The 19,703-nt window shown below is 34.7% G+C and carries 20 protein-coding genes; 14 read left to right on the forward strand and 6 right to left on the reverse strand.

The annotated features are described in order from the left end of the window. The first annotated feature begins 4 nt into the window (after positions 1–4). The 3 genes from lptC to tatC all read left to right on the forward strand — a co-directional run bounded on the left by lptC (position 5) and on the right by tatC (position 2,831). Positions 5–589 (forward strand): LPS export ABC transporter periplasmic protein LptC, encoded by a 585-nt coding sequence (gene lptC / locus E0W69_RS16610; protein ID WP_131331158.1) that lies wholly within the window; start codon positions 5–7, stop codon positions 587–589. Positions 590–635: 46 nt separating this feature from the next. Next, positions 636–1,898, forward strand: a complete 1,263-nt coding sequence (locus tag E0W69_RS16615) for a hemolysin family protein (protein ID WP_131331159.1) — start codon at positions 636–638, stop codon at positions 1,896–1,898. A gap of 72 nt (positions 1,899–1,970) precedes the next feature. Continuing rightward, the gene (tatC, locus tag E0W69_RS16620) at positions 1,971–2,831 is read left to right on the forward strand and encodes a twin-arginine translocase subunit TatC (protein ID WP_131331160.1); all 861 of its coding nucleotides are present in this window, start codon (positions 1,971–1,973) and stop codon (positions 2,829–2,831) included. 3 nt (positions 2,832–2,834) lie between these two features. Here the strand turns inward: tatC and E0W69_RS16625 are convergent, their stop codons facing one another. Next, positions 2,835–3,098 (reverse strand): putative signal transducing protein, encoded by a 264-nt coding sequence (locus tag E0W69_RS16625; protein ID WP_131331161.1) that lies wholly within the window; start codon positions 3,096–3,098, stop codon positions 2,835–2,837. 9 nt (positions 3,099–3,107) lie between these two features. Continuing rightward, positions 3,108–3,782 (reverse strand): inositol monophosphatase family protein, encoded by a 675-nt coding sequence (locus E0W69_RS16630; protein ID WP_131331162.1) that lies wholly within the window; start codon positions 3,780–3,782, stop codon positions 3,108–3,110. A 191-nt stretch (positions 3,783–3,973) separates the two neighbouring features. Between E0W69_RS16630 and thiL the strand changes: the two genes are divergently transcribed. The 3 genes from thiL to cysC all read left to right on the forward strand — a co-directional run bounded on the left by thiL (position 3,974) and on the right by cysC (position 6,568). Next, positions 3,974–5,005: a thiamine-phosphate kinase gene (thiL, locus tag E0W69_RS16635; RefSeq protein WP_131331163.1), complete on the forward strand. Its 1,032-nt coding sequence runs from the start codon at positions 3,974–3,976 to the stop codon at positions 5,003–5,005. Positions 5,006–5,192: 187 nt separating this feature from the next. Next, positions 5,193–6,026, forward strand: a complete 834-nt coding sequence (locus E0W69_RS16640) for a hypothetical protein (RefSeq protein ID WP_131331164.1) — start codon at positions 5,193–5,195, stop codon at positions 6,024–6,026. A gap of 2 nt (positions 6,027–6,028) precedes the next feature. Next, complete coding sequence (gene cysC / locus E0W69_RS16645; RefSeq protein ID WP_131331165.1) at positions 6,029–6,568, forward strand: adenylyl-sulfate kinase; 540 nt, start codon at positions 6,029–6,031, stop codon at positions 6,566–6,568. Between the two features lie 8 nt (positions 6,569–6,576). Here cysC and E0W69_RS16650 read toward each other — a convergent pair whose 3' ends face one another. The 3 genes from E0W69_RS16650 to E0W69_RS16660 form a co-directional block, all read right to left on the reverse strand. Continuing rightward, positions 6,577–7,245, reverse strand: coding sequence for a peptidylprolyl isomerase (locus tag E0W69_RS16650; RefSeq protein ID WP_131331166.1), 669 nt, complete (start codon positions 7,243–7,245; stop codon positions 6,577–6,579). Positions 7,246–7,308: 63 nt separating this feature from the next. After that, a complete protein-coding gene (locus E0W69_RS16655; protein WP_131331167.1) occupies positions 7,309–8,424 on the reverse strand; it encodes a hypothetical protein in 1,116 nt (371 codons plus the stop codon). Beyond that, complete coding sequence (locus E0W69_RS16660) at positions 8,399–9,052, reverse strand: ABC transporter ATP-binding protein (RefSeq protein WP_131331168.1); 654 nt, start codon at positions 9,050–9,052, stop codon at positions 8,399–8,401. The genes E0W69_RS16655 and E0W69_RS16660 overlap by 26 nt, the downstream gene beginning before the upstream one ends. Positions 9,053–9,494: 442 nt before the next feature. Here E0W69_RS16660 and E0W69_RS16665 point away from each other — a divergent pair, with 442 nt between their 5' ends. The 8 genes from E0W69_RS16665 (at position 9,495) to E0W69_RS16700 (ending at position 19,059) form a co-directional block, all read left to right on the forward strand. After that, positions 9,495–10,223: a GNAT family N-acetyltransferase gene (locus E0W69_RS16665; protein ID WP_225321299.1), complete on the forward strand. Its 729-nt coding sequence runs from the start codon at positions 9,495–9,497 to the stop codon at positions 10,221–10,223. A 71-nt stretch (positions 10,224–10,294) separates the two neighbouring features. Then, positions 10,295–11,497, forward strand: coding sequence for an argininosuccinate synthase (gene argG / locus E0W69_RS16670; protein ID WP_131331169.1), 1,203 nt, complete (start codon positions 10,295–10,297; stop codon positions 11,495–11,497). 112 nt (positions 11,498–11,609) lie between these two features. Continuing rightward, positions 11,610–12,749, forward strand: coding sequence for a Fic family protein (locus E0W69_RS16675; protein ID WP_131331170.1), 1,140 nt, complete (start codon positions 11,610–11,612; stop codon positions 12,747–12,749). Positions 12,750–12,829: 80 nt separating this feature from the next. Next, a complete protein-coding gene (gene argC / locus E0W69_RS16680) occupies positions 12,830–13,846 on the forward strand; it encodes an N-acetyl-gamma-glutamyl-phosphate reductase (RefSeq protein ID WP_131331171.1) in 1,017 nt (338 codons plus the stop codon). 29 nt (positions 13,847–13,875) lie between these two features. Beyond that, a complete protein-coding gene (locus tag E0W69_RS16685; RefSeq protein WP_225321300.1) occupies positions 13,876–14,121 on the forward strand; it encodes a four helix bundle protein in 246 nt (81 codons plus the stop codon). 142 nt (positions 14,122–14,263) lie between these two features. Next, positions 14,264–15,421 carry an aspartate aminotransferase family protein gene (locus E0W69_RS16690; RefSeq protein WP_131331172.1) on the forward strand — a complete coding sequence of 386 codons (1,158 nt, stop codon included), beginning with the start codon at positions 14,264–14,266 and terminating at the stop codon, positions 15,419–15,421. 77 nt (positions 15,422–15,498) lie between these two features. Further along, a complete protein-coding gene (locus tag E0W69_RS16695) occupies positions 15,499–16,254 on the forward strand; it encodes a hypothetical protein (RefSeq protein WP_131331173.1) in 756 nt (251 codons plus the stop codon). A 192-nt stretch (positions 16,255–16,446) separates the two neighbouring features. After that, the gene (locus E0W69_RS16700) at positions 16,447–19,059 is read left to right on the forward strand and encodes a TonB-dependent receptor (RefSeq protein ID WP_131331174.1); all 2,613 of its coding nucleotides are present in this window, start codon (positions 16,447–16,449) and stop codon (positions 19,057–19,059) included. A gap of 140 nt (positions 19,060–19,199) precedes the next feature. Here the strand turns inward: E0W69_RS16700 and E0W69_RS16705 are convergent, their stop codons facing one another. Then, positions 19,200–19,640, reverse strand: coding sequence for a hypothetical protein (locus E0W69_RS16705; RefSeq protein WP_131331175.1), 441 nt, complete (start codon positions 19,638–19,640; stop codon positions 19,200–19,202). Positions 19,641–19,703 lie beyond the last annotated feature (63 nt).

Here is a 19,703-nt window from a genome sequence, read left to right on the forward strand (position 1 = left end):
GCAAATGAAGATGTTTCTATATATAGCCTTGGTTTTATTTTTGGTTTCATGTAAAAATGATATCAATGAAGTACGTGCATTGGACAAAAAACATGATATCAATATGGAAACCGGCACGATGATCAACGCTTATATGAGTACCGAAGGAAAAGTTAAAGCACATCTTACTGCGCCATACATGATACGCTCTACCTCGGATTCTAACATGACAGAATTTCCCAAAACGTTGACGGTATTTCTTTATGATGACAGTACACGCGTCAACACACACATTTTTGCAAAATATGGTCGTTATATTCAAAGAAAAAGTTTGATTTATCTACGAGATAGCGTCGTAATTTATAATGTAGCCAAAGACACTCTTCGTACGTCTGAATTATTTTGGGATCAAAATTCTGGAAGGATGTACACCAGTAAAGAAGTATGGGTACATCAATATTTTCCAGAAAATTATATTGATGCGTTGGATGGAATGGAAACGTCCTCTCAAAATCTCAATAATTACACATTTTTTAATCCTAGATATGGCAGTTTTATGTCATACAGTGAAGCTTCATTATCTCCAGGAAGCATGGATACAAAAAAATAGTCTCGAATTTTCTTTTTTACTAATTGATAAATACTAACTTAGTAACATGACGCAACGAGAAACTATTTTGGGAATAATTATCATACTTCTTTGTATTCTCTTTTTCGCAGGCATGGAGATTGCGTTTGTTACTGCAAACAAGCTCAATATAGAATTAAAGAAAAAACAAGGGAAATCCTCAGGATTAATTCTTTCTCGTTTTACAGAAAGACCGTCGAATGTCGTCGCAACAATGATGGCTTGTTTGACCTTATCTCTGATTATTTACGGATTATTGGTACATCAATTATTGCGTACTGCAGTGTGGATGCCTATTCATTTGAATAATGAATATTTAACTTCTGCATTTAATTTTATCATTGCATTTTTAGTAGCTATTTTATTTGGAAGACTATTGCCAAGAACGGTATTTAGTAGAAATGATAAATTATTATATTTTTTCTCTCCCTTATTACAATTATTTGTATCCATATTTTCTCCCATCATTACTATTTTCGTAGGTATTGCCAAAGGAATTTTGATATACTTATTTAATGTAAATGGCGAACGTTTACAAAGTTCTATTTCTAAAGCCAAAATTGATCAATTTTATAGAATTGGGAAAAAACTCAATGAAGACAAACCTCAATCCGATGGAAACGCACGCATGTTTGAAAATGCACTTTCGCTTACCAAAACATCGGTAAGACAATGCCTTGTACCAAGAACAGAAGTTATTGCATTGCCATTAACTACATCAATAAATGAGCTACACGAGAAGTTTTTATCCGCCAATCTAAGTAAAATTGTCATCTTCGGAAAAGATATAGATGATATTGTTGGATATGTGCATCAATTGGATTTATTTAAAAGACCTACACAATTAAAAGACATTTTATTGCCAGTATTCACTGTACCACAATCCATGAGTGCATTAGATCTTATGTCCAAATTTTCCCTAGAAAGGAAAAGTTTGGCTTGGGTAGTAGATGAATTTGGTGGTACCGCAGGAATCGTAACTAAAGAAGATATTTTGACGGAAATTTTCGGAGATATCCACGATACAAACTCCTCTAATTATTTGGTTGAGAAGAAATTATCCGATCGCGAGTTTATTTTTTCAGGTAGAATTGAGTTAGATTATTTAAACTCTACTTATGACTTAGATTTCCCGGCTGCAAAAGCAGAAACGCTTTCTGGTTATATTATCAACCATAACAAACAAATACCCAAACTCAACCAAAGAATCATCATCGACGATTACGAATTTGAGATTTTAAGCATTTTAGATACTCGCATCGATAAGGTACAATTGAAAGTCTTAGGTTAATTTTCAGAAAATCAATTTTGCCATTTGAGCCAGTCGTTTAACTTTGCGGACTAATATTTAGCAGTTTACACGATGATTAACGATTTATTTCAACGCGGCGGAGATAGCGAAAAGGCAGAAATGTCATTTGTGGATCATTTAGAAGCATTGCGTTGGCATATCGTCAGAAGCATATTAGCCATCTTGGTTTTTGCGGTCATCATTTTTATAAAAATCCATTGGGTTACCGATTATATTTTATTCGGACCATTGAATCCAGACTTTGTTAGCTACACAGGTTTTTGTAAATTCAGTCATTTTATTCATGCTGGTGACGCATTTTGTTTGCCACCTATCAAAGTAAATATGCAAGCCAATACCTTTGGTACGCAATTTATCGGAAGTTTTACGATTGCCATTTTGGGTGGATTTATCGCTGCATTTCCGTATATATTTTGGGAATTTTGGAAATTTGTAAAACCCGCATTGAAACCTAATGAATTGAAAAACACGCGATTTGCAATATTTTGGGTGTCTTTCTTTTTCTTTTTAGGTGCAGCATTTGGATATTTTGTTTTAAGTCCATTTACCTTCAATTTCTTAGCCTCTTTCCAATTGAGTAATCGTAATATGATCTTAACCATCCCGACTTTGGATGATTATATCAGTAATATGACCAATATCATTTTGGGTTGTGGTATCGCATTTGAAATGCCTGTATTGGCATTTGTATTGACAAAAATTGGATTGATTACACCTAAATTTTTGAAGACTTATCGCAAATATGCCATTGTCGTCATCTTAGTAGTTGCTGCAGTAATTACACCCAGTCCAGACTGGATCAGTCAGATGTTGGTATTTTTGCCATTGATTAGCTTGTACGAAATAAGTGTATTTGTATCCAAAAGAGTATACAAAGAAGAGAAACAAAAAGAATTAGAAGAATGGAGCTAGATCTCAATTAGAGAAATAGCCCATTTGAAAATCTTCATCATCTTTTTGACTTTCCACATCCGAAAGTAAAATCTCTGCTTCGGATGCGGATTGAATATCGACCATAAGTTTAATTCCCCCATTAGCTAAAGACAAATAAGGCAAAATCGTACTTACATTCTCATCTTGTAAATAACAAGCAATTCCATTTTCTTTTAACATACCCAAACTAATATTGGCAGTTACATAATTATTATAGGTGCGTAGTAAGGTATATTCTATAGCCATGAGCAGTAATTATTTAGGCGAAATGATATCAACCAATGTATTATGAATCAATCCATTGGAAGCAATCAAACCATGCTCGTAAAATCCATCATATCGACCACAAGCCGTCCAACAGAGGTCTAAAGCCGCACTTCCTAATCTACGCAAAGCAATACCTTGCGAAATAAATCGCTCAAATACAGGAATCGGTCCATTTGGATCTTGAATATATTCGTAAGGAAATCCTGTAGCCAAACAGCTTTTTTCCAAAGAAGTTTGTTCGCTTACATGGATTGGTGCATCATTTAGCGTAGCACCTTTTCCTTTTTCCGCTAGAAAAAATTCATTCATAAAAGGATTGTACACTGCACCCAAAATCATTTCTCCTGCTTTTTCCACACCAATTGAAATACAACAAATAGGAATATTCTGCGCATAATTAATCGTGCCGTCAATTGGATCGATAATCCATTTATATTCAGAATCTTTTGCTATTTCACCAGACTCTTCGCTTAGCAAAAAATGATCAGGAAAGTTAGACTTAATGACTTCAAATATGGCTTTTTCCGAAGCTTTATCCGCTTCTGTTACTGGATTATTTACGCCATCTTTATTAATAATCTGATGTTTTTTATTGAAATAAAAGGCTGCTCTTTCGGCTCCAGCTTTTGCCGCTTCAATGAGCGTATTTTTTAAATTTTCCATGAGGTAAATATAAATTATTGGCAGCAAAAGCATTTTAAATTTATGTGAAATCTGGTGAGGTGGACGGAGTGAAGTAAGATGTAGAAGGTTGGAGGTTTACCAACATTACAATTTCCTCACGCCTCATACCTTCCACCTCAAACCTCATTCCTAAAAATAATCGCTTAACTTTGTCCATTCAAATAATTAACATGGAAGAACGTACAGAAATATCCTCGCTAGGGGAATTTGGACTGATAGATTTTTTGACAAAAAACTTTGAAATACAAAACGTATCCACGATCGAATCCATTGGAGATGATTGCGCAGTGATTGATCATTACGGTAAACAAACGGTAATCACTACGGATTTACTTTTGGAAGGGGTACATTTTGATTTGATGTACACGCCATTGAAACATTTGGGATATAAAAGCATCATTGTCAATCTGAGTGACGTATATGCGATGAAAGCTATCCCAACGCAAGTCACTTTGAGTCTGGGCATTTCCAATAAATTCAGCGTAGAAGCTTTGACTGAATTTTACGAAGGCGTATATGCGGCTTGCCAAAGATATAATGTGGATCTTGTCGGTGGAGACACTTCGATGTCTCAGAAAGGATTTGTTATCTCTGTAACGGCTATTGGCGAAGTCGCTCCTGATAAATTTGTAAAGAGAAATACCGCTCAAAAAGGAGATCTTATTTGTCTTTCAGGTGAAGTGGGCGGCGCTTTCTTGGGTTTGACATTATTAGAAAGAGAAAAAAGAATTTATCTTGAAAATCCAAAAATACAACCAGACTTAGAAGGAGAGGATTATATCGTAGGTCGCATTTTAAAACCCGAGGCGCGTAGAGACATAATAGACTTTTTTGATAAAAATGAAATCACTCCTACTGCAATGATGGACGTCAGTGACGGTGTAAGTAGCGAAGTCATGCATATATGCAAAGATAGCAATGTCGGTTGCCGTATATATGAAGACAAACTTCCCATCAATGAAAAAGCACGTGAAGCTGCGATGAAATTTGCATTAGATCCTACCGTTTGCGCTTTGGATGGCGGTGAAGATTATGAACTTCTATTTACGCTTAAACAAGAAGATTATGAAAAAATTACTTTGAATGAAGAAATCAGCGTTATAGGTTACATCACTGAAATAGAAGAAGGATGTAAATTAATTTCGCGTGGAGGAAATTTGCATGATATAAAACCTCAAGGATGGAATGCATTTAATTATTAAAGCACCCAAACCTAACTATAGTACAAAAGCCAGTGAGTTTATCGCTGGCTTTTTCTGTTAAATAATTCTAAAATTACAATATTGACCGATGTTATAACTCTATTTACCTACTAATTCAGGAAGAAACTATATCAAAAAAATAATTTGCAGTAGTAGAGATATTATTTACTATTATAAATATTCAAATATGGCAAATTTCGTAGTCATAGGCATGGCAAGATCAGGAACTTCCTTTCTCTCTAGTTGGCTTCATAATATTGGAATTAAAATGGGAGAAGAATTCTTGCCTGCTGATAAGATCATGAACGAAAAGGGCTTTTTTGAAGATGCTAATTTTCATAAAATTCAACTCAAATTACAAAATCTTAATCCAGATATCGATTTAGAATTCTTGAGAAAGACCAAATCTTTCAAACTAAAGTGTGAAGAAAGTCAATTTAAAGAAGGCGTCAACTTAATATTAAAAAAACAATCACAAGATTTGGATTGGGGATGGAAAGTTACTGCAGAGACCTACCGAGCCCTAAGTAGTTTTTGGATCCCTGTTTTTTCTTTTACTGAAAAAATTTCAACACCTAATTTTTTAGTAGCATTTAGACATTTCAATTTAACGGTAGCCTCATTGATGCGCGTAAAATATTTAAAAAGAAGAGAAAAAAGCGCTTTTGATGGTTGGAAATTAAAATGGCTGTCTTACAACAAAAGTAAATATGCAAATTATTACCTCAAGGAGTGGATTGAAGCTAATAGAGAAATATTGAACTGTAAAAAGGAATACAAAAAATTTCAATTTTTATTTATTGATACCCATTTTTTGCTGAAAAATGGAGAGAGAATATTTGAAAAATTAAATAATATTTCTACTAATCAATTAAAATATCTAGCTCCTACTCATATTTATGACAAGGAATTAATGGATCGTCCAGCACCTCTCAAATACAAGTTCGACCCCAATTTAGTTTTAGAAGCGGAATATATATATAAGGAGCTTCTTAATGAAATGCATAATCAAAATCTATAAATATGGAGAATTATAATTCACTTGGAAAAGTTATTTGGTTTACAGGTCTTTCTGGTGCCGGGAAAACAACATTGTCGAATAATCTAAAATTAAAACTAGAAAAAGATGGGATTCCGGTCATTCAACTCGATGGCGATCTCCTCCGAGAAAGTGTTCACCGTGATCTTGGATTTTCTCAAAATGATAGAAAAGAAAATGTACGGCGCACTGCAGAGATGGCCAAAATGTTAGCAGAGCAAAACTATTGTGTCATCGTCAGTCTGATTACTCCGATAGAAGCATTTAGACAAATGATCAAAAATGATATTGTCAACAGTGTAGACTGTCATATCGTATATGTAAAAGCCTCCTTTCAAACTTGCCAATTACGTGATGTAAAAGGACTTTACGAAAAAGAAAAAGCAGGTTTGATCAAAAATTTCACAGGTACAAAATCACCATTTGAAGAACCATTAAAGCCCGATTTAGTTTTATCTACAGAAGAGTCAACGATTGATCAATGTACGCAACAATTGATGAATCAATTTTTTGTTGCGTGTTGAGTTCGCAATTACCACCACCAAAATAAGAATTTACGTTTTGTGCGTAATTTGATAATTCTGACATCGACAATTGGTCGATCGCTACTGTCCCGTTTCACTTCACCTATTTTTTGGACCACATCCATTCCTTTCAAAACCTCCCCAAATACGGTATAATTATTATCCAAATGTGGCGCGCCCCCGATCGTTTTATATACTTTTCTATTAGCAGCGGATATCTTATAATGCGTTCTCTTTTCCGTTTTTTCCAAAGTTGAATCTGTGAAAATTTTCCCTGTGACAATATAAAATTGAGCACCTGAAGATGCTTTTGCGGGATTATCCTCTCTCGCCGCCCCGAGTGCACCTCTTTTGTGAAAATATTTTTCGGGTTGTATTTCCGCAGGGATTTTGTATTTCACATCACCATCTCCAAGGCCAACACCTTTTTTTGCTTGTTTGGAATCTGGATCGCCAGCCTGATCCATAAATTGAGGAATAACTCTGTGAAATAAAATACTATCGTAAAAATGATCATGTGCTAATTTGACAAAATTATCACGATGTTTGGGCGTGCCATCATACAATTCCATCAAAACATTTCCCATCGTTGTTTTCATGCAAATGCGATACTTCTGTGCTTGAGATGCGAATGCAAAAGTCAATAGAATGCCTAATGCGAGTAATTTTAATTTCATTTTTAAATTTTTCTAAACAAGTTATTGGCTCAAACTTATAACCGAATAAACATTTATACAAATTCAAATTTCTTTAAGATGATATTGCTGATGCGCATAAAAACTTGTGTACAATAAAATGAATACACAAATAACGAATGCCAAACCATATAGAAATAGAAAATAGCACAGAAAACCCAATAGAAATATTAGTTTAAAGTATTTTTTCAAATTCATTCCAGTTTGCTCAAGCAATCCCCAAAATAAAAGAGAAAGGCTACTAATTATAAATATACTTCTCAATGCTTCAAACAATTTGGTATTCTGGAAAATCACTAACCATTCTGGTAGTAAAAAAAGTAAAATAGGAATTAATATTTGCAAATAAAAACGCCCAAATGAAATAGGAATATTGGCATAAAATGCTAAATATTCCATTTTGAATTTATATAAATTATACAGAATCCCTGCGTGTGCTAAGCTGACAAACAAAGCAACCAAGGATAATCCTACACCAGATTTTCCCCAATTGTCGTCTTTGAAAATGTTAATTATACAAACAAGTGAAATGGCTTTAGTCAAAATAGTTGCTAATTTTTGACTTGATAGTACATAATTTAAGGAAGATATTTCAAACAAATGCTTTGTGCTTATAGGCAAGTTTACTCGGTAAACAACGGAACGATCAACCTTATCATTCGTTAAAATATATGACAACCTGACAATAAAAAGGAAATTGGCAATCAAGTTAAACGTAATAAATAGGGCAGGAATTTTCCAAAAATGGAAAACGTATCCAATCAATAAACCAAATAAACCATAAGCATACAAAGGAAGAAATAATTTGAAAGTAGGATAAGAAAATATTTTCCAAGATTTCAGTTTAGAACAAGCGCCAATCGTCTGAAACAGAAAATAATAAGCGTCGTCTTCTATCAATTTTGTAAAAAACAAATAAGCTTTTGAAATATAGAATATCGCCAACATAAATATGAACGTGGCGATATATGGATTACTAAAAAGCTTGATTGCAACGACAAGATTCCAGTAAAGTTTTATCTCATTGGGAATTTTATCCAACGCATTGATGTAAATAAGAGAAAATAAAAAAGTCACAACCAGAAAAAAGAATAATCCTGCATTTTTCTTATAAAAAGCATTGACATACAGCTTATTAAGCAGTTTCGTTGTTACGGTCATCAGTTGTTTTTATTTCGTTATTATCAATATACATTTCCTCAATCCCATTTATCAGGTCAATATTAATACCTTGATGAGACGTCAAAATGAAACCAATTCCTTTCTCTTTATGAAAATATTGGATCCATTTGGATAATATTTCTATAGAATATTGATCGATCGCATTGAAGGGTTCATCCAGTAAAATCCACTTTACATCTCCTGTAAAAGCCGCAACAAGTGCCACTTTTTTCAACATACCGCTTGAATAAGAAGAAATTGGCAAATCCATGTAATTGGACATACCCAACTCTGATATTAAGTAATCAACATTTTTTATATTTCCATTTTTGGTTTGTATATATAGTTGGATAATTTCCTTTCCTGAAAGGAAAGGTGGATATCTGGGTTCAGCAGGAGCATAATTGATCCAAGATTTACATAAACTTGGATTTTTTTTCAAAGAATAATCTTCTATCTTAATATCTCCATTGAATCGAAGCATCCCGGCTATTGACTGAAGCAAAGTACTTTTACCCGAACCATTTTTCCCATGAATCCAATAAATTTTGGATGTTAATTTTAATTTAGAAACAGCAATTACAAGGGTTTTCCCATATTTTTTCTCAAAAGATTGGAATTGGATCATAGCCTTTAAAAATAAACTTTAATCGATTCAAATGATTCTATTCCAACTTAAAAAGTGTTTAATTTTTGCCAAAAATCAACCAGAACTACAATTGATAAAAGTTTAATAATGTTAAAAACAAAAAAACTTATGAATATTTTACAAACATTCCTAACTTTGCGCCACAAAAGCGAAATTTATTTAACAATATTGAATCACAATTTCATCGATTAAGAAATTGAAAATGAATCAAACCCATATTACATACACGGTAGACCATTCCTACATTAGCGTAAGGAAGTTGGCAACTTTATTGGGTAACCCGCCATCTTTCGCAAAACTAATCCGACGACAGAGAATATAATATTCCCTCAAATTTTATTGGAATCCGATCTAATGACTTATCCTGTAACGGGATAGGCAATTTATTTTTATCTCTAGTCAATTTATATCTCAACAAAAAGTGGAACAGCAAAATATCAATCAGTCTAATATAATTGTTCGTGTAGCAACCTCAGATGATAAGCACTATGCTCAGGAAATCGTTGATGAAATGTTTCTATCCGCACAAGCGCGTGGTACAGGTATTGCTAAGCGTACTCCAGAATATGTAGCTCATAAAATGGAAGAAGGCAAGGCCGTCATCGCACATGACGATTTCGGTAAATGGGCTGGCTTCTGTTATATAGAAGAATGGAGTCATGGTAAATTTGTGGCAAATAGTGGCTTGATCGTATCTCCTCACTTTAGAAAACATGGAGTAGCAAAAAAAATCAAACACGCAATATTTCAACTATCCAGAACAAAATATCCAAAAGCAAAAATTTTTGGTTTGACTTCCGGCATGGCAGTAATGAAGATCAATTCCGAATTGGGTTACGAACCTGTAACGTATTCTGAATTAACCAATGACGAAGACTTTTGGAAAGGTTGTCGGAACTGTGTAAATTATGACATCTTAACCGCGAAAAACAGAACGAATTGTATCTGCACGGCGATGTTATATGATCCAGAAGATCATTACACACCAGAAGAAACTATGGAAAATTTTGAAGAGAAAAAAGGCGAATACGAAAGACTTTTGAAATTCAAAAAAGCTTGGTTTCTCAAACCATTTTTGAAAAAAGACAAAAAAACAGGTGGTGGCAATGCTCCCAAACATAAAGCACTGCTCCACGACTTATATCATTAATATTTAGGTAAAAGGCTAAAGGTACTAGATGCCCTTAGCCTTTTATATGTATCGAAAAAACGTATCAATCAATGGCAAAATCAATTGTTTTAGGATTTAGTGGAGGCTTAGATACTTCCTTTTGTGTGAAATATTTGCATGAAGATTTGGGTTATGATGTGCATAGCGTTATCGTAAATACTGGCGGTTTCAGTCAAGAAGAATTGGAAGCAATCGAGAAACACGCGTATTATTTGGGTGTAAAAACACACAAAACGGTAGATGCTGTAAAAGGTTATTACGACCGCATCATAAAATATTTGGTTTTCGGTAATGTATTGAAAAACAATACTTATCCATTGAGCGTGAGTGCTGAACGTTTGATCCAAGCAATTCATATTGCAGAATATGCCAAAGAATTGGGTGCAGAAGCCGTTGCGCACGGAAGTACTGGCGCTGGTAATGACCAAGTTCGTTTTGATATGGTTTTCGATATTGAATTACCTGGCGTAAAAATCTTGACGCCTATTCGTGATCTTTCTTTGACACGCGAACAAGAAATTGAATTCTTGAAAAAGAAAGGCGTTACGGATATGAATTTTGAAAAAAATAAATATTCGATCAATAAAGGTCTTTGGGGTACAAGCGTTGGCGGTGTACAAACATTGAAATCTCGTGAATTTTTACCCGATGAAGCTTGGCCTACACAAATCACAAAAACAAATCCTGAAGAAGTAAAATTGACTTTTGAAAAAGGAGAATTGGTTGGAATCAATGGGCAAAAATACGATCATCCGACAGAAGCGATCCAAGCTTTGCAAGCCATTGCTGGGCCTTTCGGTATTGGTCGTGATATTCATATAGGAGATACGATTATTGGTATAAAAGGCCGTGTAGGTTTCGAAGCAGCTGCGCCGGTGATCATCATCAAAGCGCACCATTCTTTAGAAAAATATGTATTGACGAAATGGCAATTGTCCTTGAAAGATAATTTGTCTTCATTCTACGGTAATTATTTGCATGAAGGACAGATTTTGGATCCGGTAATGCGTGATATTGAAGCATTTTTTGCTAGTTCGCAAAATCATGTTACAGGTGATGTTTTCGTAAAATTGTATCCTCATTATTTCCAAGTGGAAGGTATCGAATCTAAATACGATCTAATGAGTGCAAAATTTGGAGCTTACGGTGAAGTGAATAAAGGTTGGACTGGTGAAGACGTTCGTGGTTTCAGTAAAATATTCGGAAATCAATTGGCGATCTACAAGTCCGTGGAAGAAGATGCTGAGAAATAAAATAGAGGTTATTCTTCAAGGTAGTGCACTTTAAAAAGTAAAATATAATTTCAACTATTTTACTTTAGGCAATTAAAGTAAAATAGTTGAAATTATATTTTACTTTTGTATTATGATACAAGTAGAAAATTTCCAATCTGGACAATTTAGTCAGGGATTAAAATATAAATATTTCGTACCGACATATATAGATGACCAGTGGCACTGGGATGATCCTGTCATTAATGATCTAAATGAAAAGGCGGCAATGAAGTTGGGCGAACTAAATGCTTTTTCTCGTTTTGTTCCGAATATTGATTTATTTATCCAGTTACATGTTACTAAAGAAGCAGTAGTTTCTAGTAAAATAGAAGGCACACAGACCAATATGGATGAAGCTTTACTGCCTGAATCCGAAATTAATCCGGAAAGACGCAATGATTGGAAAGAAGTAAATAATTATATCAAAGCGATGAATGTTGCCATTGATGATTTGAAAAGTTTGCCATTATCTGGACGTTTACTAAGAAATATTCATGCAATACTTCTTGATAGTGTACGAGGCGAGTTTAAAACTCCAGGAGCCTATCGTCGGAGTCAGAATTGGATTGGTGGTGCATCGCTGGCAGATGCAAGGTTCATACCTCCTCATCATGATTTGGTACATGATCTGATGGGTGATCTTGAGAAATTTTTACATAATGATGAAATTCATATGCCAGAATTAGTGAGGATTGCAATTGCGCATTATCAATTTGAAACTATTCATCCCTTTTTAGATGGAAATGGGCGTATTGGTAGGCTTTTAATAACACTGTACTTGGTCAGCCGAGATATATTGGATAAGCCATTGCTGTATTTGTCAACATTTTTTGAGAAGGAAAAATCTTTGTACTACTCCAATCTTACAAATGTGAGAGAACAACATGATATGTGTCAATGGATTAAATATTTTCTAATTGGGATAGAAAAAACAGCTACTCAAGCAGTAGATACTTTAAAAGAAGTACTCGATTTAAAGGTACAGAAAGAAGAAATTATACATTCTCAATTTGGTCGACGTATTAGTTCAGCATCGAAATTATTAAATGAATTATTTATCCATCCAATAATCACTGTAGAGGAAGCAAAAAAGATTACACAATTAAGTTATAAGGCAACTAATGATTTGATAACCGTAATGATACAACATAGTATCTTGAGAGAAATAACAGGTCAAAGCCGAAACCGGATTTTTGTATTTGATGCATATCTAACAGCATTTAATAATTAACTCTGGTTTTCTAGCGAAACTGTCTCTTGAGAAATATGATGAAAGACCGTTAAGTAAAAATTACCTCAAACCTTATTAAGATGATTAAAGTTGGAATTATAGGTGGTGCGGGATATACGGGTGGTGAAATGTTACGCATTTTACTACGTCATCCTGATGTGGAAATAAGTTTTGTACATAGTACGAGCAATGCGGGCAATCCGATTGCCGATGTCCATCAAGACCTATTTGGAGAAACAGCACTACAATTTACAGGCGAATTGAATAATCCTGTGGATAATGTAGACGTATTGTTTTTGTGCGTGGGACATGGAGATGCACGCAAATTTTTGGAAGCGAATCCGGTAGCGGATTCCGTGAAGATTATTGATCTTTCCCAAGATTTTCGTTTGTCATCCTTAGCAACTATTGGAGATAAATCATTTGTGTATGGTCTTCCTGAATTGAATAAAACAGCTATTCAAAAAGCCAATAATATTGCGAATCCAGGCTGTTTTGCGACTGCTTTACAATTGGGATTGTTGCCTTTGGCTTCTGCAGGTTTGTTAGACGAAGTGTACACAACAGGAATTACGGGCTCAACTGGTGCCGGTCAGAAATTGGCGGCGACTTCTCATTTTTCCTATCGTGACAATAATATTTCCGCTTACAAAACATTGGAACATCAACATTTGAAAGAAATCTATCAATCTTTGCACCAGTTGCAAGATAGTTTTCCATCGCAACCAGCTTTTGTTACGCAGAATGAAGATGAAAAGATTAGTTTTGTGCCTTGGCGTGGTGATTTTCCAAGAGGCATTTATATTAGTTCGACTGTAACTTTGCGTAAATCTTTGGATGAAATTCAAGCTTTGTACAAGGATTTTTATAAAGATGCGGCAATGACATTTGTCAGCGACAAACCTATTTTTCTTAAACAAGTCGTCAATACTTCTAAATGTTTGATTTATTTGGAAAAAGTCGGTTCGAAATTGGTGATTCATAGTATCATAGATAATTTGTTGAAAGGCGCATCAGGACAAGCAGTTCAGAATATGAATTTAATGTTTGGACTAGAAGAAACAGCGGGGTTGAAGTTGAAGGGGAGTTTTTTTTAGTTATAAGTGTTAAGTAATAAGTTTTAAGTATGCAAGATTACAAGAAGTTAAAAGTATGGGAGAAAAGTCATTCTTTTACTTTGGAAATTTATCGAGTAACTAAACTTTTTCCAAAAGATGAAACTTTTGGACTTACGTCTCAATTAAAAAGAGCAGCGAGTTCAATACCGGCAAATATTGCAGAGGGCTGTGGTAAATATTCCTCAAAAGAATTAGCTCATTTCCTCAATATTGCACTTGGCTCTTCTAATGAATCAGAATATTTTTTGATTTAGCAAAGGATTTGAATTTTATGAATTTGGATGATTTTAGTAAGCTAGGAAATTTAATTAACGAAATAAAAGGTATGCTTATCAAATTGATACAAAATGTCAGAGAGCAACCTACAACTTAATACATAAAACGTATAACTCTAAAATGGAACTTTTCAAAGTATATCCACTTGCGGATTTAAGAATTGAAAGAGCAAATGGCTCTTATTTGTGGGACGAAAACGGTGTACAATATTTGGATATGTACGGCGGTCACGCGGTGATTAGTATTGGACATACGCATCCACATTATTTGGAACGTATCCAAAATCAATTAAGCAAAATTGGTTTTTGGTCCAATTCTGTGCATATTCCTATTCAAGAGGAGTTGGCAGAAAAATTAGGAAAAATAAGTGGAAAAGAAGACTATCAACTTTTCTTGGTGAATAGTGGAGCAGAAGCGAATGAAAATGCATTGAAACTAGCCTCTTTCCACACTGGAAGAAAACGTATAGTTGCCTTTTCACATGCTTTTCATGGTCGAACTTCATTGGCAGTTGCAACAACGGACAATCCGAAAATCATTGCTCCCGTTAACGAAACAGACGAAGTAACGTTCTTACCTTTCAATGACGTAAAAGCACTAGAAGATTATTTTACCAAATACGGTAAAGAAACGTCCTCTGTGATCATAGAAGCGATTCAAGGTGTTGGCGGTATTCGTATTGCGACGGATCGTTTTTTGCAAAAAATAAGAACACTTTGTGATAGTTATGGTGCCGTTTTTATTGCAGACGAAGTGCAATGTGGTTATGGTAGAAGCGGTATGTTTTATGCAACAGACTATGCGGGTATAAATGCAGATATTTATACGATGGCAAAAGGTATGGGCAATGGTTTTCCTATTGGTGCAATTTCCATAGCACCACAATTCAAACCGTCTTTCGGTATGTTGGGAACGACATTTGGCGGTAATCCTTTGGCTTGTGCTGCAGCATTAGCTGTTTTAGAAGTGATTGAAAATGAAGGTTTGATTGAAAAAGCAAAATCACGTGGTACTTATTTGCTCAATAGATTGAAAGCTATTGACGGCATCGAAAATGTACGTGGTAAAGGTTTAATGATTGGTTTCGACGTGCCAGATGAAATCAAAAACTTGAAAAAACATTTGTTTGATGAGTTTCAAGTCTTCACAGGTGAAGCTAAACCAAATGTGATCAGATTGCTTCCGTCTCTTGCTATTTCACGCAAACAAGTAGATGAGTTTATCGATGCTTTGCAAGAAAGCATTGTGGAATTGAAAGAAGTAACAGAAATTAATTAAGATAACATATATAATAAAAGCGTTCTAGATTGTTTATATTTAAACTCTAGAACGCTTCTTTTATGAAAACCAAAACTATGAAACGTTATTATTTATTTACCTTGACTGCAATATTCCTATTTGAGTCCTGTAGTAAAAATTCAGATTCTGAAGAACCAAAAGCCTTTAATCAATGCCAATTCCCTAGCTATCAAATAGAAGCATTGACCTATAGTAGACATGATACTACAAAATATACATATGATGATAAAGGTAGAATTTCTATAGTTGACCAAGGAGGATTGGAAGTTACGCATTTCATTTACGAAAAAAATCGAATAGTAATGACAGCTACAGATGTTTTCGGAGAAGATGATAGTAATATTTTTTATTTAAATGATAAAGGTCTTATCTCTCGAGAACAAAGGTATCGAACGAACTATGACTATGACGATAATGGTTATATGATAAAACTTACCAATACTGGTTTTCAAATAGATTATGAACTAAAGGATACAACTTGGTCAACTCCGATGGTATATATTTTAGAATATGATAAAGGAAATTTGGTTAAATATTATGACGAAAGTTATCCATCCTATGTAACTACATATACCTATTCTACAAAACAGAATACCTCACATATTCCATTTTATGGAGTAACTGCGCCTAACTTTCCAAGAGCAGAGATGCTAGCAGTACAAGGCTGGTTCGGAAAATTGTCCGTAAATGAGTTGTCTTCTTATACTGAAAACGGAATTAAATATCAATTTTTCAAAGATGCTCAATACGATAATCTTGGACGTCTTATATCTGTTGCTAATTTAAAATTTGGTTATAGTAGTTGTCAATAATATATAACACATATCATATATATAAATTCTAAAGTCTTATTAATCAAAGAATTAATAAGACTTACAATTTATAGAAAAAAACTTTTTCCATTTTTTTAACATTATATGATTTTTTAGCTTTTATTTGCATTCAATTTAGTCTACTATTTCAATAGACTATTTAAAATTATCAATCGCAAGAAAATCATTCAGATGAAATTTCAATCTAAAACAAAAATTGCTTTTGCGCCACTACTATGCCTTGCAATGCATTCATTTGCGCAGCAGACGATTACTGGTAATGTACAAACACGAGACAAGAGCCCAATAAATGCAGCGTCAGTAACGATTAAGGGAACGGACAAAACCTTTATCACAGATTCTTTAGGAAATTTTACGATTACAACTCCCGTTTCCACTCCTTTTACTTTACAAGTAAGTTCTGTAGGATATATCAAAAAAGAATGGGAGGTCAAGGACATTCATAAACCGATTGACATCACACTCGATCTCAACGATAATCTATACGAAGTCGTAATTACTTCTCGTCGTAGAAGTGAAACAGCTCAGAGCGTACCGATTCCGATTACGGTGATAGGTGGTGCGCATGCAGCGGATGCTGGCGCATTCAATGTGGAGCGTTTGAAAGAATTGGTTCCAAGCGTGCAATTTTACTCTTCCACACCACGTAATACAACGTTGAATATTCGTGGGCTTGGTTCCGTCTTTGGATTAACCAATGATGGTATTGACCCTGGAGTGGGATTTTATGTGGATGGCGTATATTATGCACGTCCAGCCGCAACTTGTATAGATTTTATAGATATTGATAGAATTGAAGTTCTGCGTGGACCACAAGGAACGTTATTTGGTAAAAATACAACCGCTGGTGCATTTAATATTACCTCAAAAGCTCCCACTTTTACGCCAGATGCAAAAGTAGAAGTAAGTTACGGAAATTATAATTTTGTCCAAGCAAAAGCAACCGTTTCAGGTCGGCTTGCGAATAAATTAGCAGGAAGAATATCTTTTTCGGGTACACAGAGAAATGGTACAATTTTAAATACCGCAACAGAAACGCCAGTTAATACGCTAAACAATTTGGGCGTTAGAGGACAATTACTTTACACCCCTTCAACTAAAACTAAAATTACCCTTATCGGTGATGCAACTCGTCAACGCCCGAATGGATATGCTTTAGTTTTCGGTGGAGTGGTTCCTACGTTACGCTCCTCTTTTAGACAATTTAATAGTATTATCAAAGATTTGGGATATACAGTTCCTTATACGAATCCTTTTGATAGAAAAATAGATCAAAATACGCCTGCGCGAGCAGATAATAATCTAGGTGGATTATCTGTAAATGTAGATAGTAAAATTGGCTTTGGAACATTGACATCAACCACAGCATGGCGTTATTGGAAATGGAATCCTTCCAATGATCGCGACTATACAGGCTTGGATGCATTGAGTAAATCACAAGGAAATTCGAAACATCATCAATGGTCACAAGAATTACGCTATGCAGGTAATATTTCGGACAAAGTGAGTGGGGTTTTAGGTGTATTCTATTTAGGACAAAATTTAGAGTCTGATCCTGTACAGACGGAAGAAGTAGGCGCAGATTACTGGAGATTTGCACAGCAATCGGCGACTGGAAATGGTGCTTATTGGAGCGAATATAAAGATTTAGTAGATGGTTATGGTATCAAAACTTATAATAGAATTAAATCTGTCAGCGCAGCAATATTTACCAATATAGATTGGAAAGTTACTAACAATTTTCATATTCAACCTGGCGTGAGGTACAACTATGATTCCAAAAATGTAGTGTATAGTCGTACGACTTATGGCGGACAGACACAAGCAGAACTTGGCGTTAGTGATGCCGTTTGGAGTATTTTAGACTCTATGAAACAATCTGTATATAGTAATCAGGCATTTGCATTTAAAGCACATGAAAGTAATTTCTCTGGGCAAATTACCGCAAACTATATTGTAAATAATAAAATCAATGCTTACGCAACGTTTGCAACAAGTTACAAACCGCTTGGCGTTAATGTTGGAGGTTTGCCAACAGGATCAGACGGTCAACCACTGACAGATCTTGCAAAAGTAAAACCAGAGAAAGTATATAACTATGAAATAGGTGTAAAAACCTCGCCTACGGGAAATAGTACGTTGAATATATCTTTATTCAATACAGATATTAAAGATTACCAAACCAATGTACAATCACCAGAATTGGGCGTTAATAGAGGCTATCTTGCCAATGCAGAGAAGGTTAGAGTACGCGGTGCAGAGTTGGAAGGAAATGCTCGTTTCCAAAATGTCACTTTCTTTGGTGCACTTTCTTATACTGATGGCAAATATGTAAAATTTGACAATGCACCATTGCCGCTGGAAGAGACAGGATTGAAGGATGCTGCAGGTAACTCCGTTTACTACACCGATATTTCTGGTCAAAGATTACCCGGTATTTCTAAATGGTCTGGATCATTGGGTGGCGAACTCACTACAAATGGCGGACAATTATTCGGCACAGAAGGTAAATTCTTTTTAGCTATTGAGTCTTCTGCACGCAGCGGTTTTTCCTCTAGTCCAACACCATCAAAATATTTGAATATTGCAGGCTATGCATTATTCAATGCCAGACTTGGTTTCAGAGCATACAAAGGAGTGACTATATTCGTTTGGGGACGTAATATTTTGAATAAAAACTATTTTGAACAATTCCTAGTTGCTGGCGGCAACGCGGGGCAATATGGAGCTGTACTTGGAGATCCGAGAACTTATGGCGTTACATTGCGATTTGGATTAAATTAAAATACGTTTTCTATAACTAAATAAAGGCTGTCATGTGACAGCCTTTATTTAGTTATAGAATCATTTTGAATGAATATAAATTATATCAACGCCAGTAAAACTACCATCTTGGCAACCTTTCGGAATATATCCACAAGTCCTTAACAAATTGAGCGAGTCCACTTCAAAATAGTAATCATGATTCGTATCCTTTTTAACCATATATTTTTCGCTCTTTCATAAACAGAGTCTAAAATAATCGGATCAAATGCACCCCAATCCGGGTGTGTATTCAATTCATTTTGTGTTTCCCTCCAAGCATTTTTTGCACGCATTGAATCTGTAATATTTGCCATATCTGGAGGGAAACTCATTTTATAATCTTGTTGAACTACTATAATATTTCTAACAGAGATAATTGTCGTTCCTGAGTGTCCGGTCCATGATCCCCAATCAGTTTGATAATCGTAATTACCATTACTGAAAATCTTAAAGTTTTGAAAAGCTTGATAGCTTTTTTCAAAATCATATTGATGAGAAAAATCTTCTTTCGAACAATTAATGAACAAAAGTAAAAACAATACATAAGTTAGGTTTTTCATATAGAATTGGTTTTGAATTCTAATACGAATAACGAATCCAATACGTTTGAAATCACTTGTTTA

The sequence above is a fragment of the Rhizosphaericola mali genome (genome assembly GCF_004337365.2).
Lineage (GTDB): Bacteria > Bacteroidota > Bacteroidia > Chitinophagales > Chitinophagaceae > Rhizosphaericola > Rhizosphaericola mali.